Here is a 23,908-nt window from a genome sequence, read left to right as displayed (position 1 = left end):
GCATTCAGGCTCGACGAAATAGGATTACAACCGCGGCTCGACCCGGGACGGGGCCGATGCACGCGACGCGCCAGGTGGCACATAACGATCATTGCCAGCCGAGCCAAAAGGCTGGTCGTCTTCAGGATCGTGTTTAGCCGCTTGTGCCGACGCGTCGGCCTGTGCCTTGCGAGCCTTGCTGGCGCGCTCGATGGGCCAGCGGATCAACGCAAATACGGCGTACACACAAAACGCGATAATGGTGTACATCAGCAAGTCAGAGACGGCGCGCCAAACGTTGTTGCCGACTTTGAAGGCCAGGTCCAGGGCGGTGATCGCCACTGCCGGTGCAAACTGCTCCTTGACCGGGTCAATGATGGTCGGGCTAAACAGCAACACAGCCATTAACACACGCAGCGGCTCGCGCAACCAGCGCCACATGAAGCGGGTCATTCGGCACCATACGAGCAGGCAGCCCGCAGCAGCAAAGGCGTAAAGGCCCCATGCGATCAGATAGTCGTTCTCGGTCATGGTATCCATGGTCGGCAGGCAATGAGACGCTATGATAACGGCTTTTAGACAGTGCGGCTGCAACGCCGTCAGCTCCACTTCTTTTCATGCAGGTTTCAGAGAACACTCAATGACCGAATCAGCCTACGCAAATAGCGCCCCTATCGCACATAAAGTCGAGGGTTCAGACCCCTACTCGTGGTTACAAAATCGCGATAGCGATGAGGTTCTGGACTACCTGAAAGCCGAAAACAGCTATCAGGAGGAGCAACTGGCCGACCAGGCCCAATTGCGTGAGACGCTGTTTCAAGAGATCAAGGGCCGAATTCGCGAGACCGATCTGTCGCTGCCCTCGCCCTGGGGGCCGTATCTGTATTACACGCGCACCAACGCCGGTGATGAGTATGCTCGCCATTACCGCTGCCCGCGCCCGGCCGATGACAGCCAGCAGGTCGACGAAAACGCAGAGCACTTGCTGCTGGACCCGAACGCCTTGGCCGCGGGCGGCTTTATTTCTCTGGGCGCCTTCAGCATCAGCCCGGATCACCAGCGCCTTGCCTATAGCCTGGACACCAGCGGCGAAGAGGTCTATCGCCTGTTTGTCAAAGAGCTGAGCACCGGCGCAGTCACCGAGCTGCCGTTTGAAGAGTGTGATGGCAGCATGACGTGGACCAATGACAGCCAGACGTTGTTTTTTGCCGAACTGGACGACACCCATCGCCCACACAAACTATTGCGTCATACCTTGGGCGAGACAGACGCCCACGAGGTATTTCATGAGCCGGACGGACGCTTTTTCCTGCATTGCTATCGTTCGAGTTCCGAGCGCCAGCTGATTCTGCTGCTCAACAGCAAAACCACCAGTGAAAGCTGGGTGCTGGACGCCAATCAGCCGCACCAGGCCTTTAGCTGCCTAGCGGCACGGGTTGAAGGGCACGACTACAGCGTCGATCACGGCCTGCACGAGGGGCAATGGGCGTGGTTTATCCGCACCAACCAGGACGGGATCAACTTTGCGCTGTATTACGCCTTTGGCGAGGTGCCGACACGCTGTGACTGGCAGCTTCTGATCGCCCATCACGACAGCGTAATGCTGGAAGGCTTGAGCCTGAACGCCCAAGCCTTGTGCCTGAGCCTGCGCGAAGGTGGGTTGCCGATCATCGAAGTCCGCCCCAACGGTTTGCCGTCGTATCGCGTGCAATTACCGGACGCCGCCTACAGCTTGTATGTTCAGGACAGCCTGGAATTTGATAGCGCACACATCCGCCTGCGCTATGAGGCGCTGAATCGCCCTGCGCAAGTACGGCAACTGACGCTCAATACCGGCGAACAAGTCGTACTCAAGGAAACACCGGTGCTGGGACCCTTCAATGCCGATGATTATGTAAGCCATCGCCTGTGGGCCACCGCTCCAGACGGCACCCAGGTGCCGATCAGCCTGGTGGTCAAGCGCGACGTGGTGGGCCAGCCTGTGCCGCTCTACCTGTATGGCTACGGCGCCTACGGCGAGAGTCTCGACCCGTGGTTTTCCCACGCCCGCCTGAGCCTGCTGGATCGCGGCGTAGCCTTTGCCATTGCCCACGTGCGCGGGGGCGGCGAACTGGGTGAGGCCTGGTACCGCGCAGGCAAGCAGGAACACAAGCACAACACGTTCAGCGACTTCATCGCCTGTGCCGAACACCTGATCGATCAGGGCCTGACCCGAAGCGAACAGTTGGTCATCAGTGGTGGCAGTGCGGGCGGCCTGCTGATTGGCGCAGTGCTCAATCAACGCCCCGAGCTGTTCAAGGCGGCGATTGCCGAAGTGCCATTTGTGGACGTGCTCAACACCATGCTCGACCCGGACTTGCCGCTGACCGTCACCGAGTATGACGAATGGGGCAACCCGCAAGAGCCTGAGGTATACGACCGGATCAAAGCCTACGCACCGTACGAAAACATCACGGCACAAGCGTATCCGGCGATGCTGGTGATTGCCGGGTACAACGACAGCCGCGTCCAGTATTGGGAAGCGGCCAAGTGGGTGGCCAAGCTTCGCGCCACCAAGACTGATGACAATCTGCTTGTGCTCAAGACCGAACTTGAAGCAGGACACGGCGGGATGAGCGGTCGCTATCAGGGTTTGCGCGACGTGGCACTGGAATACGCATTTGTGTTCAAGGTGCTCGGGATTAGCTGAGCACACCTGTAGCCGCTTCGCTCGTCAGCGGCTACAGGCTTTTGTCAGCGGTCAGTCTTGCAGTGCCTTACCCTTCCCGTCCTTGAGTTCAAGCCCCGGCAGCGGCTGGTCTTTGGGCGGTTGCGGCAGATCAATCGGGGGCAGCGGGATCAGGCTGCCACTCCCGGCAACCGGCTTGGGCACGGCGCGCGGGGTGACTTGCGGGTACGGGGTTGGCGTGGCAGTGCCCGGTGAACCCGGCGCGGCGGTCACGGGGGCACTCGGGACAGTCGTCAATTCCGTTGCCTGGACTGCACTTATCAAGAGCGCGCTCCCTGCAATGGCCGTTAGAATAGTGCGTTTCATCAATCACTCCGTTGCCAGACCGGCTTGTCTGCCCTCAGGCTACTCGTAACCTGAGGTTTTTGCCCCCCTCAATGAGATTTCCATGAAACGTTTTGTTTTGCTCGACACCACTCCGATCCCCGAAAACGGCGGCGCCTTGTGCCTGTTCGAGTATGGCGAAGACTTCGTGATCAAGATTCAGGGCGGCGACGGCGGCCAACTGATGAACACGCGCATGCACGGCTCCGAAGACGCGCTGGCCGAGATCCCTTGCCGCAAAGTCGCTGGCCGCCCGCAGTCGCGGGTACTGATCGGCGGTCTGGGCATGGGGTTCACTTTGGCTTCGGCACTCAAGCATTTGGGCAAGACTGCCGAAGTGGTGGTCGCCGAACTCGTGCCAGGCGTAGTGGAGTGGAATCGCGGACCGTTGGGCGAAAAATCGGGCAACCCCCTGCAAGACCCGCGTACCGTGATCCGCATGGAAGACGTGGCCAAGGTGCTGCAAGCCGAGCCCAACGGGTTTGATGCGATCATGCTCGACGTCGACAACGGCCCCGAAGGCCTGACTCAAAAAGCCAATAGCTGGCTGTATTCGGCGGGTGGCCTGAGTGCTTGCGCCAAGGCCTTGCGCCCAAAAGGCGTCCTGGCGGTATGGTCTGCCAGTGCCGACAAACAGTTTTCGGACAAGCTGCGCAAAGCCGGTTTCAAGGCTGAAGAAGTCCAGGTGTTTGCCCACGGCAACAAGGGCACCCGACACACCATCTGGATTGCAGAAAAAATCAAAGGCTGATCAACAGCTAAACTTAACGACATAACCGTCATTTGTCTTACAAGGTGAACCCATGAGTTCGGTGAATCCACCCTCCCACACCGCCAAGCTGGACCGCATTCTGGCTGATGCCCAGCGTGACCGTGAAATGGGCTATCGCGACAAGGCCCTGAAAATGTACCCCCACGTGTGCGGCCGTTGCACCCGTGAATTTGCCGGCAAGCGCTTGAGCGAGCTGACCGTTCACCACCGCGACCACAACCACGACAATAACCCGCAAGACGGCTCCAACTGGGAGTTGCTGTGCCTGTACTGCCATGACAACGAGCACTCGCGCTACACCGACCAGCAGTACTTTGCGGAAGGCTCCACCAGCAGCCCGAAAATTGCCAAGGCCACCCACAACCCGTTCGCCGCACTGGCCGGTTTGATGAAGAAAGACGAATAGCCTTGTGCTGTAGTCGCTGCCGCAGGCTGCGAAGGGTTGCGGAGCAACCCGTTTTCTTGGAGTCCCCACAGATCCCTTCGCAGCCTGGGGCAGCGACTACAGATAGCAGCCCCCCTGTACCAATGCCGTATACTCGCGTCTTTTTTTCGCAAGGGCTCGGGCAAGTGGCAAACAAACGGTACAGCTGCATTGGTTTGTATAACCCCAAATCGCCAGAAAACGTCGGCTCGGTGATGCGTGCGGCTGGTTGCTACAGCGTTGCCTCGGTGTTTTACACCGGCAAGCGTTACGAACGTGCTCGCGACTTTGTCACCGATACCAAGAAAATCCATCAGGACATCCCGCTGATCGGCATCGACGACCTGAAAAAGATCATCCCGCTGGGCTGCATTCCGGTCGCGGTAGAAATGGTCGAGGGCGCACGTTCCTTGCCTGAATACACCCATCCGGACCGGGCGATCTATATTTTCGGCCCCGAGGACGGCTCACTGGGCAAAGACGTGCTGGAATGGTGCGAAGACGTGATTTACATCCCGACCACTGGCTGCATGAACCTCGCAGCCACGGTCAATGTGGTGCTTTACGACCGACTGGCCAAGGGCAACAACACCCGTTCCGGACCCAAGTTCGGCTAGACCTTGCCTTTGTTCTGCTGGCTGGAGCTCCAGTCCACCAGCAGGCTGTAGGCAATGGCAAGCAAGGTCGGACCGATAAACAAGCCGATAAAGCCGAAGGCTATCAACCCGCCAAACACACCGAGCAGTACGATCACCAGCGGCAGGTTGCCGCCGCGACTGATCAGGTAAGGCTTGAGCACGTTGTCGACACCACTGATGATCACGGTGCCCCAGATACCGAGGAAGACCGCCATCCCGTACTCGCCTTTCCAGGCAAGCCAGGCTGTGGCGGGAACCCAGATCAGCGGCGGCCCCATCGGGATCAGGCTGAGCAGGAACGTTGCCAGCCCCAGCACCAGTGCGCCGGGGACGCCCGCGATCAGGAAGCCGATCAGCGCCAGCAACGCCTGGGCTGCGGCGGTACCAATCACACCATTGACCACACGCTGTACGGTACCCGCCACCAGTTCCTGGTAGTAGTCGGCACGGTCGCCAATCAGTCGTTCAAGCAGACCATGGACGAAGCTCGCCAGCCGCGGCCCGTCACGGTAGAAAAAGAACACAAAGACAATGCTCAACGTCAGCTCAAGAATGCCGCCGCCAATCTGTGCACTTCGGGCCAGGAACCAGTTGCCCACCTGCCCCAGGTAAGGTTTGACTGCCAGGAGCAGCGCAGCGCCCTGCTCGTCAATGGTGTTCCAGATGCCGACCAGGCGCTCGCCCACGATGGGAATACCGCCCAGCCAGCTCGGCGCGTCGGGCAAGCCTTCGAGCTGAACATCCTTGACGAAGGTTGTGGCATCGCGCACATGGTCTGCCAGGTTGAGCCCCAGCCACACCAGCGGCGCGGCCACCAACAACATCCAGCCCAGGGTCAGGATGCCCGCAGCCAGCGACTCGCGCCCTCCGAGCAAACGTGTCAGCAGGCGCATCAGGGGCCAGCTGGCAAACGCCAGCACCGCGCCCCAGAACAAGGCCGACCAGAATGGCGCCATCACCCACAGGCTGGCACCGAACAACACCAGGAGCAGAATCTGCACCAGCAGGCGATCGTTATTGAGCATGTGTGTTCCACAGAAAATTCAGAATTCAAAGAAGGACGACGACTACCCAGAGTGTAGCCGTCGTTTACAAGGGTCTAGCGCAGTAACTCGATACGCAGCCCTTTGGCATCGCTGTCGCCAAGCTCCATTCGTGCAGCCCGTACACCGTTGTTGATCAACGCATCGCGCCAGGCGGAAGCCTTGGCACCGGTCAAACTGACTCGGGAAGTTGAATCAAGGTTCAATGCCCTGGAGATTAATGTCAGCCACTGTGCATCCGGCTCGCCTGCAAGCTTGGGAAAGTCCAGCTCACCCGTGCTTTTCAACTGGCGCTGCAAGGTAGCCGAAGTAGGCAACAGTTCACCCAGATCGGCGCTCGCCTGAAGTTGCTCGACATGCAGGTAGCCTTTGCGACTGCCGCGATTGATCCCGTACAAGGCAACCAGCTGGTTCTGCTGGGGAGCTGCGCGACGTAACAACAAGTAGGATTGCTGCTCATCGGAACCGACCAGTTTGGAGTTACCGAAAACCTCATTGGCCCACAAGCTGCTTTCGCCACAGTCACGGGCCTGGCACCAGAACAACAGTTCGGCGCCCTGTTCCTGCAACGCCTCACGGGCAGCGGTAAAGGCTTCAGTGGCCGAGTGCTCTGCAGGCAGCTCGTAGGTGATGGCCGTGGTCAGGCCACGGGTATTGACCTGCCCCTCAAAACGCAGGCGACCGCTGATCTTGCGGATCGAGCCCATCGGGTAAATGCGTTCGATGTCAGGCTTGACGGAATAATCGACAATTTGTGCATCCGCGAGACGCGGTACGTCAGGCAAATCCTGGCTACCGGGCACATCGCTGGCCCAGACTAACGGGCTCAGACAACTCAGGCTCAAGGCCAGGATAAAACGATTGGGTATTTTCATCGGCATACTTCACCGAGAGCTAGCGTGTGGCTCAGCATCCTCACGATAGAGACCGGATGGCCTTTCGGGGTCGCAGCGGTGTAGAGATCTATCATGGTCGTCTCCCATTTCAACCCGCCAAGCCTCGACAGTTGGTAGCCGCAAGTCAAGGAACGGCGAAGAACCGATTGAAACAGTCTGCAACAAGGATCGCCCCCGCTTCGTCATTCAGGTGCAAATGATGGCCACCCGGCAACCGTTCCAGGTTGAAGGGTAGTCGATCCAGCAGCTCGGAATGGCTGGCCAGCATGCCCTGCTCGGCCACCACCAGCATCGCCGGGCAACTCACACGCCGAATAAAGGACATGGCCTGTTCGTCATTCATGCGCAATGGTGTGGGCAATGTCAGGCGGCTGTCGCTACGCCAGCTATAACCTCCGGGGACCGGCATCAAACCGCGCTGGGCCAGCAACTCTGCAGCTTCCCGGCTGACGGCGACCAGGCCTTTCATCCGCGCTTCAACGGCGCGATCGAGGGTCGGGTGCACCGACTTGCGCTTGTGCTCCAGGCCGAGTTGCGCCTGCAGCGCCTGCCCCATGCGCTCAGCCACGTCCCCTTCGGGGCCACTGCGCGCCACAATGCCATCAATCAGCGCCAGTCGGGTCACGCGCTGCGGAAACGATCCGGCGAAAACCACCGAGACAATCGCCCCCAGCGAATGCCCCAGCAGTGCAAATCGCTCCCAGCCTAATTGCTCGGCCACACACAGCACATCAAAGGCGTAGTCCGCCAACCCATACCCTGCCCCGCGCGGGCGATGATCCGAATGGCCATGCCCGGCAAGATCCAGCGCCACGATGCGCAGGCCCGAAAGCTTTGGCGCCAGTCGGGCGAAGCTATTGGCGTTGTCCAGCCAACCGTGCAGGGCAATCACGGGCACGCCATCCTCGGGGCCAAAAATGTGCGCAGCCAACTCGATATGCGGCAGGCTCAGACGAATTTCTTCAACCACAGGACTCATGCAAAGTGCTCTTCAAAGGCCGGAATGACGAAGTTCCCAGCGGGCAAAAATCTGTTTGAGCAGGCGGGCGGTGTCCTGCGGTTGCTCCAGCGGAAACATGTGTCCGCCCGGTACGCTTAGCGACTCGCCATTGGGCATGCGCGAAACGGCTTTGGCATGATGATTCATGACCACTCGACTGTCGCGCCCTCGCACCACCGTCAGCGGGACCTGCAACTGAAAGGCCCTGCCGGGACTGGTGTCAGGGACGCTGCGATAGATATCGATTTCGGTCGCCGGGTCGAAGCTCAACCGCAAGCGGTCATCAACAGGTTGCAACCCGTGCTCCAGGTAAGCCTCGAAGCAGTCCGGGTCAAAGCTGCGGAACAGTGACTTGCCCGCAAAGTAGGCTCGCGCCGTCTCACGGTCGGCAAACTCTTCGCGCCGCCCCAGAGTGCGGCCGGCCGGGGTCAGGCGATCGATCAGGCCAAAACGCTTGGCCGCACGAATCACCCACTGATCGGTGCGCGTCAGCACGGGCGAATCCAGCATGACCACGCCCTTGTACAGATGCGGGCAACGGATAGCGGCATGCAGGTGCAGCATACCGCCCAGAGAATGACCCACACCCAGCACGGGTTCTGCTTGTTGTTGCAGGTGGTAAATCAGTTCATCGACGAGGTTGTGCCAATTGTTGTCCACCGGGTAACGCGGGTCATGCCCGTGCTGTGACAGGTGAACCACGCTGAAATCCGGCGCAAGGGCACTGAACAACTTGCCATACGTGGCCGAAGGGAAGCCGTTGGCATGGGCGAAAAAAATCTGCCGAGACATACAAGGCGTCCAAATGTAGGAAGTACGCCTTATTGTCTGTAGGAAAATTCTTCATATCAATGACCGTATGCGCCATGAGTGACGACAATACGGCCATTATCTGGCCGTTTGATCACCGCGCGGGCGGGTTTTCACCCAGGGGTACAACGGCGATGGTCAGGCGGGAAATGCAACTGAGTTTGCCGCTGTCGTCGCTCAGGCGGATATCCCAGACGTGGGTTGTGCGGCCCATGTGTACCGGGCGTGCGACTGCGCTCACCCGGCCGCTGCGCACGCCACGCAGGTGATTGGCGTTGACCTCAAGGCCCACGCAATAGAATTTCTGGGTATCGATACACATATAACTGGCCATCGAACCCAGGGTTTCCGCCAGAACCACCGATGCGCCGCCATGCAACAGGCCAAAAGGTTGGTGAGTTCGGTGATCGACCACCATGCTTGCAGTGATGGAGTCGTCATCGAAGGCATCGAAGGTGATGTCCAGCACGTCGCAAATGGTGTTTTTGCGCAATTCATTAAGGCGCGCCAGGTCAGGCGGAGTCGTCCACGAAATCATGCAGTCATTCCTTGGTCAGTGAGTAGGGGCGGCGGCGTGATTGACGCTCAACACAGCCACCAAAATGCCATTCATCCGCCCCAACTATCTTTCACTACGACCAAAATGTGCAACCGCTGCAATGATCAGGGGTGATGAACACCGATCAAGGTCATGCTGCCAGCCAGCGGCCATTCACCCTCAAGTTCCACCAGGCTGGCCGTCTGCATCGGCTGGGGCTGACGCAAATGACCATGCAGCAACAGGCTGATCAAGTCGCCCACAAATGGCTGATGACTGACCAGCAGTACATTGCCACTGTCCGGCAGCTTGCTGACCGCAAACTTGGGCTCACTTTCGGGTGTCAGCCACGGCACGGTGATGAGGTCGCAGGTAAAACCAAGGGCCTTGCGCACCAACTCAGCGGTTTGCTGCGCCCGCACATAAGGGCTGACCAGGATGCTGTCCAGTGGCTGGCCAATCAGCAAGGCTGCACTGTGCAGCACCTGTTCACGACCATGGGCCGTGAGTTCGCGTTCGGCATCGCGCCGGGCGTGAGGCTCGGCTTCGCCGTGACGCAAGATCCAGATCTTCATGGCTTGGTCTCTTCGCCCTTGGCGGCCTGCGCGTAAGGTGCTTCACCTTCCGGGGCACGTGGGGCTGGCCAATCGGCAAATGGCCAAGGTTTTTGCTCGGTGTGAAAGCTGCCAAACCGACCAATCTGTGCCAGATAAAGGCTCAGGCTGTCGCCAAAATTCATCAAGCCGCCGTTGGGTGCGCCGTAGATCAGACGGTAAATCAGCTGCACCAGCACCAGCCCGCCAAGCACCAGTTGCGCGACTTGCCAGACCAGCAAAAAAACCAGCATCCAGAGCACGCGCAAAACGAGTGACTCGTATTTGGGTGCGTTTTTAGTGTCGTTCATGTGCTGCTCCCTTGGTGCTTAGTTGAAACCGCTGGTGGAGATAAAATCGACATCCGTCTTGGGTTCGCCGCGCATCAACTGCCCGATGACCTGATCCAGGGTGTAACCCTCGAACAGAATCGCGTGCAGGCCAGCAACCAAGGGCATGTAGACGTTCAGTTCCTGTGCCTTGACCTTGAGCACCTTGAGGGTATTCACCCCTTCGGCCACTTCGCCCAGTCGAGTGACGGCATCTTCCAGGCTGAGGCCCTGACCCAGGGCAAACCCGACCTGATAATTGCGGCTCTTGGGGGATGAGCAGGTGACGATCAAATCGCCTACACCCGCCAAGCCGAGGAAAGTCATGGGATTGGCACCCTGGCTAACGGCAAATCGGGTCATCTCGGCCAAGGCACGGGTAATCAGCATGCTCTTGGTGTTCTCCCCCATACCCAGCGCCACGGCCATGCCGGCGATGATTGCGTAAACGTTTTTCAACGCCCCGCCCAACTCCACCCCAAAACGGTCGGCACTGGCATAGACGCGAAATGTTCGGCCATGCAATGCCGCCTGCACGCGGTTGCACAGGTCTTCATCGGCACTGGCGACCACGGTGGCAGTCAACGCATGCTCGGCAACTTCACGGGCAAGGTTGGGCCCGGACAGAACGCCGATACGTGCCTGCGGGGCGATTTCTTCAAGGATCTCGCTCATCAGTTTGAAACTGTGCGCTTCAATGCCCTTGGTCAGGCTGACCAGCATTTTTCCGCTCAAACGCTCTGCGTGTTCGGCCAGCACACTGCGCAAGGCGCTGGACGGCAAGGCCACAAAACACAGCTCGCAGGCATCGAGCGTCGCCTTGAGATCAGTAACCGGCTCCACCCAGGGATGGATCTTGATGCCCTTGAGGTAACGCGGGTTTTCGCGATTCAGGCGAATGGCCTCGGCCTGCTCCGGATCGCGCATCCACTGATACACACGATGACCGTTTTCTGCCAGCAAGTTGCCCACGGCGGTGCCAAAGCTTCCGCCTCCCAAGACCGCAATAGCGTGCTGTTCAGTCATATGCAATCCCGTTTTCCATCTAGCGTGGCAATGGCGGCATTATACGGAGCACATGCCCCGCGACCAGCCCCATAGCATATAGATGGCTTTGACTGAAAAAGTGCAAGACCTCGGTTAACATGCCGCTCAGGTACTCACCTTCAAGAGGCAGCTTTGCTGCACTTCAACATGAACGACTGCAGGTCAAGGACGACAACGTATATGGGAGAGGTATTTGCTGGCTGCAAGGTGACTGTCGGAGACACCCTGCCATGATGGCTCGCAGTCGGTGGGATATTCACACCCGCACGCAGATGATGAGCCTGGGCCCGGCGTTGTTATTGACCTTGTTGTTGATCAGTTTTTTTACGTTCGTACGAATCCAGGATTTGCGCCAGGAGCTCAAGCACACAGGCCAGTTGATCGCCAACCAATTGGCGCCTGCCACCGAGTACGGGCTCATGACGGGGAACACCCACGTTCTGGAAACCCTGATCAACGCTTCGTTGAACATCCCCCACGTACAGTTTGTGCAGGTACAGAACCGTACAAACGAGGTGCTGGCACAGGCAGAGCACTCCCCGCCCGGCGCTGATCAAGGCTCGCAGGTAGAAGTGTTCCAGGCGTCAGTGCGATTGCAGAAGAGCCCTTCGGGCGAATATTTTTTGCTCAGTCATAACCAGACACCAGCACCGGTAGAAGACTATCTGGGCCGGGTGCTGGTTGGCATGTCCGGGGAGGCGTTCAGCACCCGTCAACAAGAAATCCTGCTCAAGGCCGTGATCCTTGCCTTGTTTGCCCTGGGCTTCACCTACCTGTTGGCCAGGCGCCTGGCGTCCAACCTGTCCAAGCCCATCAGTGACATGAGCAAAGCGGTCAAGGCCATCCAGCAGGGCGACTACTCCACGCCCTTGCCAGTCGTCGACGATGGCGAACTGGGCAGTCTGGCCCAGCACATCAACAATCTGGCCGATGGGCTTGAGCAAGCCAGCCGAGAGCAACATGCCGCCATTGCTCAGCTGATTCAGACCCGCGAAGAAGCCGAACGGGCCAACCGGGCCAAAACCGACTTTTTGGCCATGATGAGCCACGAGCTTCGCACGCCGATGAATGGCGTACTGGGAATGCTGCAACTGCTGGAAACCACGCAGATGACAGAGGAACAGGCTGAATATGCCGCCCTGGCGTCTGAGTCCACCGAGCACTTGCTCAAGGTCATTAACGACATCCTCGACTTCTCACGAATCGAACGGTCAGCGCTTGAACTGGAGCGCATCCCCTTCAACCTCGCAGAACTGGTCAGCAATTGCGCTCAGGCTTTCCAGCACAGCGCCGCACAGCGCGGCCTGCACTTGCAGCTGACCCTCTCAGAAGGCTTGCAGGATTTGCACGTACTGGGGGATCCGACGCGGATCAGGCAAATCCTGGTCAACCTCATCGGCAATGCGCTGAAATTTACCGAACACGGGCAGATCAGTATCGAACCGCTTTGGCAGCGTCTGGATCACGAATTGATCTGGTTTACCTGTGTCGTACGCGACAGCGGTATTGGCATCAACAGCGAAAAACTGGACTCCATGTTCACCGCTTTCCAGCAGGCCGACAGCTCGATTTCGCGGCGCTATGGTGGCACAGGGCTGGGCCTGCCCATCGCCCGCACGTTGGCTGAACGCATGGGTGGCACGCTGCACGCCACCAGTGAAGAGACCCGCGGCTCAGTGTTCACCCTGGAAATCCCGCTGGAGCTGCACCAGCCCGTAGAGCACAGCCAAAGGCCTGAACTTGAGCCGGAAGCGACGTGTGCGCCCGGGCGTAAAATCTTGCTGGTGGAAGATAACCAGGTCAATCAGACCGTCATTGAAGCCATGCTGAGCAGCCTGGGATACGAAGTGAGCATGGTCAGTGATGGCGCGCAGGCCATTCATTTCGCCAACACCGAGCGCTTTGCCGCGATCCTGATGGACTGTCGCCTGCCGATCATCAATGGCTACGAAGCTACCCGGCAAATCCGCCAACTGCCCGGGTGCATGACCCTGCCCATCATTGCCCTGACCGCCAATGCCTTGCAGGGTGATCGGGAAACCTGCCTGCAGGCCGGAATGAACGATTACCTTGCCAAGCCGTTCAAACGAGCTGATCTGGAGCAAATTCTGCTGCGCTGGGTCCAGTAACTTATGGCTAAAAGGCCACCTGCGACTGGCGTTAAACACAAAATTGCGGCAGTCTTAGGCACCCGAATGGGCCACTGAACCGGCCCGATTTAAATTTTCAGTGCACAAGTGTACATTCTTGCCCTTTGCGCTGTGACTTTCACTACAACGCAATAGTCTATGTGTAGGCTGGCGAACTGGAACTCGTATGTTTCAGTTGGTCGGGAAGATTTGCCCCACCCTGCCGCATGGGATTATTGAGGAGCTCGCATGACCAAACAAAACGCCTTTACTCGGGAAGATTTGCTGCGCTGTAGCCGCGGCGAGCTATTCGGCCCAGGTAACGCGCAACTGCCCGCCCCTAACATGCTGATGGTGGATCGCATCACCCATATCAGCGAAGAGGGTGGCAAGTACGGCAAAGGTGAATTGGTCGCCGAGCTGGATATCACCCCGGACCTGTGGTTTTTCGCCTGCCATTTCGAAGGCGATCCGGTGATGCCAGGTTGCCTGGGCCTCGACGCCATGTGGCAGTTGGTCGGCTTCTATCTGGGCTGGCAAGGTCTGCCGGGCCGCGGGCGTGCCCTGGGTTCGGGCGAAGTGAAGTTCTTCGGCCAGGTCTTGCCGACCGCCAAGAAAGTCACCTATAACATTCAAATCAAGCGCGTCCTCAAGGGCAAGCTGAACCTGGCCATTGCCGATGGTTCGGTCACTGTCGACGGTCGCGAGATTTATACTGCCGAAGGCCTTCGGGTCGGCGTATTTACTTCCACTGACAACTTTTAAGGGTTATCCGCATGCGCCGCGTCGTTATCACTGGTCTGGGCATCGTTTCGTGCCTGGGCAATGACAAAGAGACCGTCTCCGCTAACCTGCGTGCAAGTCGCCCTGGCATCCGATTCAACCCGGAATATGCCGAAATGGGTCTGCGTAGCCAGGTTTCCGGCTCCATTGACCTGCCTCTCGAAGAGCTGATCGATCGCAAGATCTATCGCTTCGTCGGCCACGCAGCGGCTTACGCCTACCTGGCCATGAAAGACGCCATCACTGATTCGGGCCTGACCGAGGAGCAAGTCTCCAACCCGCGTACCGGCCTTATCGCCGGCTCGGGTGGCGCGTCGACCCTGAACCAGATGGAGGCGCTGGACATCCTGCGCGAAAAAGGCGTCAAGCGCGTTGGCCCGTACCGCGTTACGCGGACCATGGGCAGCACCGTTTCTGCCTGCCTGGCCACCCCCTTCAAGATTAAGGGCGTGAACTACTCGATCTCCTCTGCCTGCGCCACCAGTGCTCATTGCATCGGTACTGCGGTTGAGCAGATCCAGCTGGGCAAGCAGGACATCGTTTTCGCGGGCGGTGGCGAAGAAGAACACTGGAGCCAATCGTTCCTGTTCGACGCCATGGGCGCGCTGTCCACTCAATACAACGACACGCCTGAAAAAGCGTCCCGTGCCTACGACAAAAACCGTGATGGCTTCGTCATCGCCGGTGGTGGTGGCATGGTTGTTGTTGAAGAACTGGAACACGCCCTGGCGCGTGGTGCCAAGATCTACGCCGAAATCGTCGGCTACGGCGCGACATCCGACGGCTACGACATGGTTGCCCCAAGCGGCGAAGGCGCCATCCGCTGCATGCAGATGGCCATGTCTACCGTTGACGGCCCGATCGACTACCTCAACACCCACGGCACCTCTACTCCGGTAGGCGACGTCAAGGAAATGGAAGGTGTTCGCGCGGTATTCGGCGACAAGGCTCCGGCCATCAGCTCGACCAAAAGCCTGTCGGGTCACTCACTGGGCGCCGCAGGCGTTCACGAAGCGATCTACTGCTTGCTGATGATGGAAGGCAACTTCATCGCCGGCTCTGCAAACATCGAGGAACTGGACCCGACTGTCGCTGACATGCCGATCCTGACCAAGACCCGCGAGAACGTCACGTTGAACAATGTGATGAGCAACAGCTTCGGCTTCGGTGGCACAAACGCCACTCTGGTACTGAAGCGCTGGGCTGGCAAATAAGCCCTCCCCTCGCGAAATAAAAATGCCCCGGCTGGTTTTCCAGTCCGGGGCATTTTTTTGCATGATGGAACGCATGGCTCCCGGGATGCTCTATAAAGATCAGGACCGTTATCTCTGCCACTACGAGGTTTGCCATGACTGTTACCGTTAATACCGTATCCCACGAGGGTTTTCGTCACAGCATCAAAATCGACGATCACGAAGTCTTCACCGATTTGCCCACGTCCCTGGGCGGCGACGGTTCTGCTCCCTCTCCCCATGATTACTTCGATGCCGCCCTCGGTGCGTGCAAGGCGCTGACACTCAAGCTCTATGCGCAAAAAAAGGAGATCCCGCTGACCGGGGTCACGGTCGAAGTCAAACACGACGCCAGCGAAGAACAGAAAGGGAAATACGCCCTGCACGTCAAACTGACGCTAAAAGGCGTGCTGACCGATGCCCAGCGCGATGAGTTGCACAACGTGGCCGACAAGTGCCCGGTGCATAAATTGATGACTACCGCCGAGATCACCATCGAGACCCATCTATCTGAAGGTGCTTTCAGCCAGTAACGCACAGGTTCTACCTGCAGGCCCGGGAAGCGTTGGGTTATGCTCAACGCTTCTCCCCCGCTGGCACCTTCAAATGCACACATTGACCATAATTCGGCCACGGGCCGAAGATGTCGAAGGCCAACCGATCTTGCGCCCTCTGCCCTCGGCCAAGTGCCGCAGCGTCGGGCCTTTTGTATTCTTCGACCACATGCTGCCTACCCACTATCCACCCGGCCACGGGATGAATATCCGACAGCATCCGCACATCGGCCTGTCCACTTTGACCTATCTGTTTGAAGGCCAACTGCAGCATAAGGACAGCCTGGGCTCCGACCAGCAGGTTGGCCCCGGCGAAGTCAGCTGGATGACCGCGGGCGCGGCCATTGCTCACGTTGAACGAACACCCGCCTCAATACTGGCGCAAGGCTCAAGCCTGCATGGGCTGCAAGTGTGGCTGGCTTCTCCCAGGGAACACGAACAAGGCGCAAGCCACTACAGCCATCATGATGCCAATAGCTTGCCCGTCAGTGAGACCCTGGGAGTAATGATTCGCCTGATTGCAGGCACCGGGTTTTGCTTGAGCTCGCCGGTGCCGGTGCTCTCACCGACCCTGTACGCCGAAGTGCAGATGCAAACGGCCACAACGCTGCTTGTTCCGGCGGAACACCCGGAGCGTGCGCTTTATGTGCTGGAAGGTGAAGTGCAGCTGGAGGGCCAGACCATCGAACCACGCTGCCTGGTGCTACTGCCTGCCGGAGAAGCCATGACCCTGTGCGCGATGAGTGACAGTCATATGGTGTTGATCGGCGGAGCGGCCCTCGATGGTCCGCGCCGCATGAACTGGAACTTCGTCGCCAGCGATCCAGCCCTGATCGAACAGGCTAGAACCCGGTGGGCCACAGGGCATTGGCCGACAGTACCCGGTGAAACCGGTCGCATCGAACTGCCTTGAAGCCCGGCCCGCAGAGGCCTTACAAAACCATTGCCGCCACCCAGCCAAAGGCCAGCAGCGGCAAATTGTAATGCAGGAAAGTAGGCACTACGGTGTCCCAGATATGGTGATGCTGGCCGTCAATATTCAGGCCGGAAGTGGGCCCAAGGGTGGAGTCCGATGCCGGAGAACCTGCATCGCCCAAGGCGCCCGCTGTGCCGACGATGCAAACAATGGCCATTGGACTGAAACCCAGCTGAACGCACAGCGGCACAAAAATAGCCGCCAGGATCGGCACAGTGGAAAATGACGAACCGATACCCATGGTGACCAGCAATCCAACCAGCAACATCAGCAGAGCGCCCACGCCCTTGCTGTTATTGATCCAGCCGGCAGAAGCTTCAACCAGTGATTTGACCTCGCCGGTGGCTTTCAGGACTTCGGCAAAACCGGAGGCTGCGATCATGATGAAGCCAATCATGGCCATCATCTTCATGCCTTCGGTAAACAAATCATCCGTCTCGCGCCAACGCACGATCCCCGAAGCCGAAAAAATCAGAAAACCTGCCAGCGCGCCAATAATCATGGAGCCCAGCCACAGCTGAATGATAAACGCCGCCGCAATGGCCGCACCTGCCACCAGCAAGGTGCGCGGGTTATAGCTGACGGCAACCTGTTCAACCTGTTCGATTTTGGCCAGGTCATATTCGCGTTTTTTGCGGTAACTGATGAAAACCGCCACCAACAACCCAAACAACATCCCTAAAGCCGGGATTGCCATCGCATGGGTGACATTGACCCCGCTGATATCAACGCCACTTTTGCTGACGTTGGCGAGCAAAATCTGATTGAGAAAGATATTGCCAAAACCCACCGGCAAGAACATGTACGGCGTGATCAAGCCAAAGGTCATGACACAGGCAATCAATCGGCGGTCAATGTTCAGCTTGGTCAGTACATACAACAGGGGCGGAACCAGCAAAGGAATGAACGCGATATGGATCGGCAGAATATTCTGGGAAGAAACAGCCACGACCAGCAGCAAGCCAATCAACAGCCATTTGACGCGATTGCCACCGGCCGCATGCTGCCTGTTGACCATCATCAGCGCTTTGTCTGCCAGGGCATGGGCCATGCCCGACTTGGCTATCGCCACTGCAAAAGCACCCAGCATGGCATAGGACAAAGCCACCTGAGCACCACCGCCCAACCCGCCATTGAAAGCATTGAGTGTTGCCTCGATACCCAGCCCACCTACGAGACCGCCAACAACGGCACCCACAATCAGTGCGATGACCACGTGCACACGGGACAAACTGAGCACCAGCATGATGCCGACCGCGGCAATTACTGCATTCATTATTACAACCTCATAGCGCGCACCACGATAAAACACCGTAAAGCGGAAAATTTCGGGCAAAAGACGACTGTTCCAATCGCCGGATCTGGAAGGGTGGACCTTTTTGGGGGCGCACACTTTGCAGCACCTCCAGCGCCTTGTCAAAGCGCAGGCCAAAGGCATCCGGACAATCCACCCTGACAGGCCTTAACCCTAGTATTTAAAGGGCTAAATCGGTGTTTTCAAGACCGGGTAAAACGCTAATAAGTCGGGTTTTGGCGTAAAGAAAAACATCCTGCGGCCGCTAACAGTGAAAGCCTCTTTTTAGGATGCATCCATGTCGCTCAGACAGCTTTCCATCCAATGGAAAATCACCCTCCTCGCCGGACTCAGCCTGATCGGCGTAGTCACCCTGCTGGTGGGACTTTCTCTTTATCGCATGGATCACACTGCCGATCTGGTAGAGGCCTCAAGTTCACGAATGCTGAACGAGTCTGCGCAAGCCCGTATCGAGGCTCAAGGTGAAGCCCAGGCACTGGCAATCAGTCGCCAGTTTATGGATGCCTACCAGTACGGTAATGGATTCGCCCGACAAGTCCTTTTCTTGCGTGAGCAATCTGAAAAGCGCTTTCTGGATGCCTTTGACTTGCGTGAAGACCTGACGCGCCAGGTTAAAGCGGCCTTGCAGGCCAATCCGGACTTGCTGGGGCTGTCGCTGGTATTTGAAGCCAACGCGCTGGATGGCAAGGACTCACTGTTCGACCATCAAAAAGAACTGGGCAGCAATGACAAAGGACGCTTTGCCCTTTACTGGTCGCAACCGACACCGGGCAAGCTGAGCTCGATGGCGCTGCCCGAATCAGACATGGTCGATACCAGCACCGGGCCCAGCGGCCAGGCCAACAACACATGGTTCACCTGCCCGCGCACTACGCGCAAACCGTGCATCATCGAGCCCTATTTCTATGAGATCGACGGGCAAAACGTATTACTGACCAGCATCGTTTTCCCCCTGATTGTTGACGGAAAAGTCATTGCTTCACTGTCGGTTGATATCAATCTCAACAGTTTGCAAGCCATTAGCCTGCAAGCCAGCCAAAAACTGTACGACGGCGAAACCCGCGTTGGCATTATCAGCTCGGCCGGGATACTCGCCGGCTTCAGTGCTGATGCCAGCAAACTTGCCCAGCGTCTCGATCAGGTAGACACCAGTGATGGCGCTGAATTGATCCGCATGATGGCCAAAGGTGATCAGGTACAAAGCATTCGCAGCGAGCAACGCCTGAAAGTCCTGACTCCCTTCCTGCCGATCCCGGGCAGCAAATCCTGGGGCGTATTGCTCGACGTGCCTGAAGCTGTCCTGGTCGGACCGGCACAGGCCCTGCAAGCAGAACTGGACGAGCGCAACAGGGCCGGAGCCTTGACCGAGCTGGCGTGGGGGTCTCTGGCCGCCATCATCGGGCTTCTGCTGGTGTGGTTGCTGGCCCGTAGCGTCACACGTCCGATCCTTGGCGTGGCCAACATGCTTGAAGACATTGCGAGCGGAGAAGGCGACCTGACCCGTCGCTTGGCATACGACAAAAAAGACGAACTTGGACAGCTCGCCAGCTGGTTCAACCGCTTCCTCGACAAACTGCAACCGACCATTGCCGAAGTTAAACGCTCGGTACAGGACGCGCGCAGCACCGCCGATCAGTCGGCGGCCATTGCCACCCAGACCAGCGCTGGTATGGAGCAGCAGTACCGCCAGGTCGACCAGGCGGCCACGGCCTCCCATGAAATGAGCGCAACGGCGCAGGATGTCGCACGCAGCGCGGCACAGGCGGCTCAGGCCGCTCGTGATGCCGATCAGGCGACCAGACAAGGGCTGACGATCATTGACCGCACCACGACCAGCATCGACCATCTGGCTGCAGATATGAGCGTGGCCATGACGCAAGTTGAAGGGCTGGCTGCCAATAGTGAAAAAATCGGTTCAGTACTGGAGGTCATTCGCGCCATTGCCGAACAGACCAACCTCCTCGCCTTGAATGCTGCCATTGAAGCGGCGCGGGCAGGCGAAGCCGGGCGCGGATTTGCCGTGGTGGCCGACGAGGTCCGCAACCTGGCACGCCGGACTCAGGAATCCGTTGAGGAAACCCGGCAGGTCATCGAACAACTGCAAGCCGGGACTCAGGAAGTAGTGAGTTCCATGAATAACAGCCATCGCCAGGCTCAGGGCAGTGTGGAGCAGGTAGGACAGGCGGTGACGGCCTTGCAGCAAATCGGTGATGCCGTCACCGTGATTACCGACATGAACTTGCAGATTGCCAGCGCGGCTGAAGAACAGAGTGCCGTTGCAGAGGAAATCAACAATAACGTTTCCACTATTCGGGATGTAACGGAGTCTTTGTCTGAACAGGCCAATGAGTCGGCCCGGGTCAGTCAGGCGCTGAACTCACTGGCCAACCAGCAGCAAAAATTGATGGATCAATTTCGCGTCTGATCCGTCGTGCGATGACGGTTTTAAGCCGTCGTCGCCTTTTTCGTTCGTCCTGGGAGCTTGATTCTAACCATCAGGCCGCCCATCTCAGCTGTCTCAAGCTGCATAACTCCCCCCCACGCTTCAACGATGTCCCGAACGATTCCAAGGCCCAGACCGTGACCACTGGCTTGCTCGTCAAGCCGCGTACCGCGACTGAACACCTGATCACGTTCGGCCTCAGGAATGCCCGGCCCATCATCCTGGACTTCAATCACAAACCCGTCCACGGTCTGGCCAATACTCAGTTCGACTTGGGCGTCCGCCCATTTGCAGGCGTTATCCAATAGATTACCGAGCAATTCGAGCATGTCTTCCCGATCCCAAGGCAAATGCAGCCCCGGCGCAACCTTGTGCGTCAATTGCAGATGCTCGCCGTGAATCATGCCAAGGGTCGACAGGAGCCCTGGCAACTCCGTATCAGCATCAAATTGCGCACCCGGCAAGGCATCGCCCGCAAGACGCGCACGGTTGAGCTCGCGGCTCATGCGCTGCTGTATCTGGTCCAACTGCTCTCGCAATGTAGTTTGTATCTGCGGATAAGCTGCAAGCCGCGGATCGTTGGCCAGGCTGATCAATACCGCCAATGGGGTTTTAAGTGCATGGCCCAGGTTACCCAACGCATTGCGCGAGCGCTTGAGGTTGTCTTCGGTATGGGCCAGCAAGTGGTTTATTTGCGTGACCAGGGGTTCAAGCTCAAGGGGGACCAGCGAATCAAGCTGCGAGCGCTGACCTGACTGCAACTGAGCGATTTGTTTACGTGCAGTTTCCAATGGCCGTAGAGCGCGGCGAACGGTAATACGCTGCAACAGCAAAATAACAATCAGGGCCATGACGCCCACCCCCAGACCGATCCGCTGAACCTGCCTGAAACTTTCACGTATGGGTGTGTAGTCCTGGGCAACGCTGATGGAGACCGCCTGGCCAAGGCGCTGGTAATCACTGCGCATGACCAGCAGCATCTGCCCCTCTGGGCCGGGCTGTAACTCGCTGCTCAGCCCAGGCTCACTGGGACGCGGTAGTTGAGCGTCCCAAAGCGAACGCGAGCGCCAGTGAGTATCACCGAACTCGAGACTGAAATAGTGTCCAGAAAATGGCCGCTGATAAGCAGATGACAACCGTCGTTCATCCAACTGCAAGCCTTGGGGGCCACGGCTCAAAGCTATCAGCAGGTTCTCACTGTCGTTCTTCAGGCCTGACTCCAGATAACGCTGGAGGCCACTTTCAAATAGCCAGAGACTGACTTGGCCTACGACCAGACCTGCAACCAGCAGAACGCTGACCAAACCCAGACTCAAACGCCTCTGAATGGACTTCACTGGCCGACAGCGCCGAAAATGTAGCCCTGACCACGACGGGTTTCGACCACTTCACGCCCGAGCTTGCGACGTAAATGGTTCACGTGGACCTCTAAAACATTGGAATCACGTTCAGTCTCACCGTCGTAGAGATGCTCGGCCAAGTGGCTTTTAGAGAGGATCTGTTGCGGATGCAACATGAAATACCGCAGAAGACGGAACTCGGCAGCGGTCAATTGCACCTCGGCCCCATCTTTGAGTACGCATTGACGCGCCTCATCCAACTGCAGCCCTGCGGACTTCAATAACGGCTGATTCGGTTGACCGTGAGAGCGGCGCAAGAGTGCCTGCACCCGCAGTTGCAGCTCTTCAGGATGAAAAGGTTTGGTTACATAATCATCGGCACCGGCTTTAAGGCCATCAATGCGCTCGGACCAGGAGCTGCGTGCCGTCAAAATCAGAACAGGCGTGGCCAGCCCTTGTGTGCGCCACTGCTTGAGCACATCAATGCCGGACATCCCCGGTAAACCCAGATCAAGAATAATCAGGTCATAGGGTTCACTCTGCCCTTGATAAAGAGCATCACGCCCATCGGCCAGCCAATCAACTGCATAGCCAAGGCGAGTTAACCCGGCCATCAGTTCGTCAGCCAATGGAACGTGATCTTCTACCAGCAGCAACCGCATTAATCATCTACCTCGTCTTTGAGCAATTGACCATTACTGGCGTTCAGTTTGATCTCGCGCACAACGCCACTGGTCGTAAGCAACTCGACCTCGTAAACATAAACGTCGTCATCCTCCTCCAGCTCTACCTCCAGCAATTTTGCACCCGGGTGGCGCTCAAGGGCTTTTTGAAGCAGTAGCTCTAGCGGCTGGATCAGGCCTTGCTCACGTAAACGCAGCGCCTCGTCCTGCCCCAGGTCCCGCGCAATGGCCAAAGAACAGAACGCAGAGAACACCAACACGATAAATCCGCCAACTCGTAGGTTCACTGTCATCACTCGCCTCTGCGGCCTCCGTTCAATGTCATTTGTGCGATATCAAAAACATGGAGCATAAATGTATTGGCTTAATTGAAGCTGAATCAACTGCCCCACCCCCCGGATTGCGGGAGGTATGCACCTGCGCTGGGCGTTAACTGCTAAACTGCCGCCCTGTATTCATCGCTCAGGCGATAGTCACCTTTCAAGAGCTATAAATATTGTGGAAATTTTCAAAGAGTTTACCTTCGAATCTGCGCATCGCTTGCCTTACGTGCCTGAAGGCCACAAATGCGGCCGCTTGCATGGTCACTCATTCAAGGTGGCAATCCATTTAAGCGGTGATATCGATCCGGCCACCGGCTGGATTCGCGATTTCTCAGAGATCAAAGCGATTTTCAAACCACTTTATGAGCTGCTTGATCACAACTACCTGAACGATATTCCGGGTCTGGAAAATCCAACGAGCGAAGTGCTGGCAAAGTGGATCTGGCAACAGCTCAAGCCTTTGCTACCAGAATTATCTGCGATACGAATTCATGAAACCTGCACCAGTGGTTGCATCTACTACGGTGATTGAATAAATCGCTCCAAAAAAACCACCTCTCAAGGTGGTTTTTTTGCTTTTACAGAAGGTAAAAGCGTGCCGATCACTGTTTAAAACTTACCACCACTTTTCTCGGCCCAAAAACAAACCCCCTGTCTGCGTTAGCAGACAGGGGGTTTGGAATTTAATCTTGACGATGACCTACTCTCACATGGGGAAACCCCACACTACCATCGGCGATGCATCGTTTCACTTCTGAGTTCGGGATGGGATCAGGTGGTTCCAATGCTCTATGGTCGTCAAGAAATTCGGTAGCCAGGTCGTTCACCTTTCGGTTTACGCTCCAGCGAATGGGTATGTAATAGTCTGGTGTTTTGTGAGTCGCAAACTTTCGGTTTGTATCGTCTTCACACACCGCAATCTGGTCTCTTCGACGCAAATTGCTTGGGTGTTATATGGTCAAGCCTCACGGGCAATTAGTATTGGTTAGCTCAACGCCTCACAGCGCTT

25 protein-coding genes, 1 rRNA gene and 1 pseudogene are annotated in these 23,908 nt (G+C 57.6%); 12 read left to right on the top strand and 15 right to left on the bottom strand.

Features of this window, described 5'->3' with window-relative positions; translation table 11 throughout:
- Positions 1-24: 24 nt before the first annotated feature.
- Positions 25-519, bottom strand: coding sequence for an MFS transporter (locus tag KO536_RS23705; RefSeq protein WP_133078967.1), 495 nt, complete (start codon positions 517-519; stop codon positions 25-27).
- Positions 520-619: 100 nt separating this feature from the next.
- Here KO536_RS23705 and KO536_RS23700 point away from each other — a divergent pair, with 100 nt between their 5' ends.
- Positions 620-2,668: a S9 family peptidase gene (locus KO536_RS23700; protein WP_219263219.1), complete on the top strand. Its 2,049-nt coding sequence runs from the start codon at positions 620-622 to the stop codon at positions 2,666-2,668.
- 51 nt (positions 2,669-2,719) lie between these two features.
- Here the strand turns inward: KO536_RS23700 and KO536_RS23695 are convergent, their stop codons facing one another.
- Complete coding sequence (locus KO536_RS23695) at positions 2,720-3,013, bottom strand: hypothetical protein (protein WP_133078965.1); 294 nt, start codon at positions 3,011-3,013, stop codon at positions 2,720-2,722.
- Between the two features lie 82 nt (positions 3,014-3,095).
- On the opposite strand from KO536_RS23695, the gene KO536_RS23690 reads away from it, so the two are divergent.
- The 3 genes from KO536_RS23690 to KO536_RS23680 all read left to right on the top strand — a co-directional run bounded on the left by KO536_RS23690 (position 3,096) and on the right by KO536_RS23680 (position 4,844).
- Complete coding sequence (locus KO536_RS23690; protein ID WP_010656469.1) at positions 3,096-3,782, top strand: spermidine synthase; 687 nt, start codon at positions 3,096-3,098, stop codon at positions 3,780-3,782.
- Between the two features lie 52 nt (positions 3,783-3,834).
- Positions 3,835-4,209: a YajD family HNH nuclease gene (locus KO536_RS23685; RefSeq protein ID WP_019828707.1), complete on the top strand. Its 375-nt coding sequence runs from the start codon at positions 3,835-3,837 to the stop codon at positions 4,207-4,209.
- Between the two features lie 164 nt (positions 4,210-4,373).
- Positions 4,374-4,844, top strand: coding sequence for an RNA methyltransferase (locus KO536_RS23680; protein ID WP_133078964.1), 471 nt, complete (start codon positions 4,374-4,376; stop codon positions 4,842-4,844).
- On the opposite strand, the gene KO536_RS23675 is transcribed toward KO536_RS23680, so the two are convergent.
- From KO536_RS23675 to KO536_RS23640, 8 genes are all read right to left on the bottom strand, one after another.
- Positions 4,841-5,890, bottom strand: coding sequence for an AI-2E family transporter (locus tag KO536_RS23675; RefSeq protein WP_133078963.1), 1,050 nt, complete (start codon positions 5,888-5,890; stop codon positions 4,841-4,843). The genes KO536_RS23680 and KO536_RS23675 overlap by 4 nt on opposite strands.
- Positions 5,891-5,964: 74 nt before the next feature.
- Positions 5,965-6,783 carry a DUF4892 domain-containing protein gene (locus KO536_RS23670; RefSeq protein ID WP_133078962.1) on the bottom strand — a complete coding sequence of 273 codons (819 nt, stop codon included), beginning with the start codon at positions 6,781-6,783 and terminating at the stop codon, positions 5,965-5,967.
- A gap of 145 nt (positions 6,784-6,928) precedes the next feature.
- Complete coding sequence (locus tag KO536_RS23665; RefSeq protein ID WP_133078961.1) at positions 6,929-7,783, bottom strand: alpha/beta hydrolase; 855 nt, start codon at positions 7,781-7,783, stop codon at positions 6,929-6,931.
- Between the two features lie 12 nt (positions 7,784-7,795).
- Complete coding sequence (locus tag KO536_RS23660; protein ID WP_133078960.1) at positions 7,796-8,596, bottom strand: alpha/beta fold hydrolase; 801 nt, start codon at positions 8,594-8,596, stop codon at positions 7,796-7,798.
- 112 nt (positions 8,597-8,708) lie between these two features.
- Positions 8,709-9,152, bottom strand: coding sequence for a hotdog fold thioesterase (locus tag KO536_RS23655; protein WP_133078959.1), 444 nt, complete (start codon positions 9,150-9,152; stop codon positions 8,709-8,711).
- Between the two features lie 125 nt (positions 9,153-9,277).
- Positions 9,278-9,727 carry a phosphohistidine phosphatase SixA gene (gene sixA / locus KO536_RS23650; RefSeq protein WP_133078958.1) on the bottom strand — a complete coding sequence of 150 codons (450 nt, stop codon included), beginning with the start codon at positions 9,725-9,727 and terminating at the stop codon, positions 9,278-9,280.
- Positions 9,724-10,056, bottom strand: a complete 333-nt coding sequence (locus tag KO536_RS23645) for a DUF4389 domain-containing protein (RefSeq protein WP_133078957.1) — start codon at positions 10,054-10,056, stop codon at positions 9,724-9,726. Before KO536_RS23645 ends, sixA begins: the two co-directional genes overlap by 4 nt.
- A gap of 18 nt (positions 10,057-10,074) precedes the next feature.
- Positions 10,075-11,100 carry an NAD(P)H-dependent glycerol-3-phosphate dehydrogenase gene (locus tag KO536_RS23640; RefSeq protein ID WP_219263218.1) on the bottom strand — a complete coding sequence of 342 codons (1,026 nt, stop codon included), beginning with the start codon at positions 11,098-11,100 and terminating at the stop codon, positions 10,075-10,077.
- A gap of 251 nt (positions 11,101-11,351) precedes the next feature.
- Here KO536_RS23640 and KO536_RS23635 point away from each other — a divergent pair, with 251 nt between their 5' ends.
- The 5 genes from KO536_RS23635 (at position 11,352) to KO536_RS23615 (ending at position 16,732) form a co-directional block, all read left to right on the top strand.
- Positions 11,352-13,250, top strand: a complete 1,899-nt coding sequence (locus tag KO536_RS23635; RefSeq protein WP_219263217.1) for an ATP-binding protein — start codon at positions 11,352-11,354, stop codon at positions 13,248-13,250.
- A gap of 249 nt (positions 13,251-13,499) precedes the next feature.
- Complete coding sequence (gene fabA / locus KO536_RS23630) at positions 13,500-14,015, top strand: 3-hydroxyacyl-[acyl-carrier-protein] dehydratase FabA (protein ID WP_003210552.1); 516 nt, start codon at positions 13,500-13,502, stop codon at positions 14,013-14,015.
- A gap of 11 nt (positions 14,016-14,026) precedes the next feature.
- The gene (fabB, locus tag KO536_RS23625; protein WP_016781684.1) at positions 14,027-15,247 is read left to right on the top strand and encodes a beta-ketoacyl-ACP synthase I; all 1,221 of its coding nucleotides are present in this window, start codon (positions 14,027-14,029) and stop codon (positions 15,245-15,247) included.
- 134 nt (positions 15,248-15,381) lie between these two features.
- Positions 15,382-15,798, top strand: a complete 417-nt coding sequence (locus KO536_RS23620; protein ID WP_133078954.1) for an OsmC family protein — start codon at positions 15,382-15,384, stop codon at positions 15,796-15,798.
- A 73-nt stretch (positions 15,799-15,871) separates the two neighbouring features.
- Complete coding sequence (locus KO536_RS23615) at positions 15,872-16,732, top strand: pirin family protein (protein WP_133078953.1); 861 nt, start codon at positions 15,872-15,874, stop codon at positions 16,730-16,732.
- Between the two features lie 19 nt (positions 16,733-16,751).
- Here the strand turns inward: KO536_RS23615 and KO536_RS23610 are convergent, their stop codons facing one another.
- On the bottom strand, positions 16,752-18,071 hold the full coding sequence (locus KO536_RS23610) for a Na+/H+ antiporter family protein (RefSeq protein WP_133078952.1): 1,320 nt from the start codon (positions 18,069-18,071) through the stop codon (positions 16,752-16,754).
- A gap of 316 nt (positions 18,072-18,387) precedes the next feature.
- Here KO536_RS23610 and KO536_RS24595 point away from each other — a divergent pair.
- Together KO536_RS24595 and KO536_RS24590 are read left to right on the top strand one after the other, a co-directional pair.
- Positions 18,388-19,677, top strand: a pseudogene (locus KO536_RS24595) (HAMP domain-containing protein); the annotation flags it as partial.
- Positions 19,678-19,779: 102 nt separating this feature from the next.
- Positions 19,780-20,535 carry a methyl-accepting chemotaxis protein gene (locus tag KO536_RS24590; protein ID WP_374105729.1) on the top strand — a complete coding sequence of 252 codons (756 nt, stop codon included), beginning with the start codon at positions 19,780-19,782 and terminating at the stop codon, positions 20,533-20,535.
- A gap of 20 nt (positions 20,536-20,555) precedes the next feature.
- Here KO536_RS24590 and KO536_RS23600 read toward each other — a convergent pair whose 3' ends face one another.
- The 3 genes from KO536_RS23600 to KO536_RS23590 are packed head-to-tail and all read right to left on the bottom strand — an operon-like array spanning position 20,556 to position 22,869.
- A complete protein-coding gene (locus KO536_RS23600) occupies positions 20,556-21,890 on the bottom strand; it encodes an ATP-binding protein (RefSeq protein ID WP_219263214.1) in 1,335 nt (444 codons plus the stop codon).
- On the bottom strand, positions 21,887-22,555 hold the full coding sequence (locus KO536_RS23595) for a response regulator transcription factor (protein WP_133078949.1): 669 nt from the start codon (positions 22,553-22,555) through the stop codon (positions 21,887-21,889). The genes KO536_RS23600 and KO536_RS23595 overlap by 4 nt, the downstream gene beginning before the upstream one ends.
- A complete protein-coding gene (locus tag KO536_RS23590) occupies positions 22,555-22,869 on the bottom strand; it encodes a PepSY domain-containing protein (RefSeq protein WP_133078948.1) in 315 nt (104 codons plus the stop codon). Before KO536_RS23590 ends, KO536_RS23595 begins: the two co-directional genes overlap by 1 nt.
- Before the next feature lie 205 nt (positions 22,870-23,074).
- Here KO536_RS23590 and queD point away from each other — a divergent pair, with 205 nt between their 5' ends.
- Positions 23,075-23,431 (top strand): 6-carboxytetrahydropterin synthase QueD, encoded by a 357-nt coding sequence (gene queD / locus KO536_RS23585; RefSeq protein ID WP_019410510.1) that lies wholly within the window; start codon positions 23,075-23,077, stop codon positions 23,429-23,431.
- Positions 23,432-23,586: 155 nt separating this feature from the next.
- Here the strand turns inward: queD and rrf are convergent.
- Positions 23,587-23,702: ribosomal RNA gene (rrf, locus tag KO536_RS23580) — 5S ribosomal RNA — on the bottom strand.
- Positions 23,703-23,908: the final 206 nt, after the last annotated feature.

The sequence above is a fragment of the Pseudomonas sp. NKUCC02_KPG genome (genome assembly GCF_019345465.1).
In the GTDB taxonomy this organism is placed as follows: domain Bacteria; phylum Pseudomonadota; class Gammaproteobacteria; order Pseudomonadales; family Pseudomonadaceae; genus Aquipseudomonas.
The sequence above is the reverse complement of the archived record's forward strand: the minus strand, read 5'-3'. Positions and strand labels throughout refer to the sequence as shown.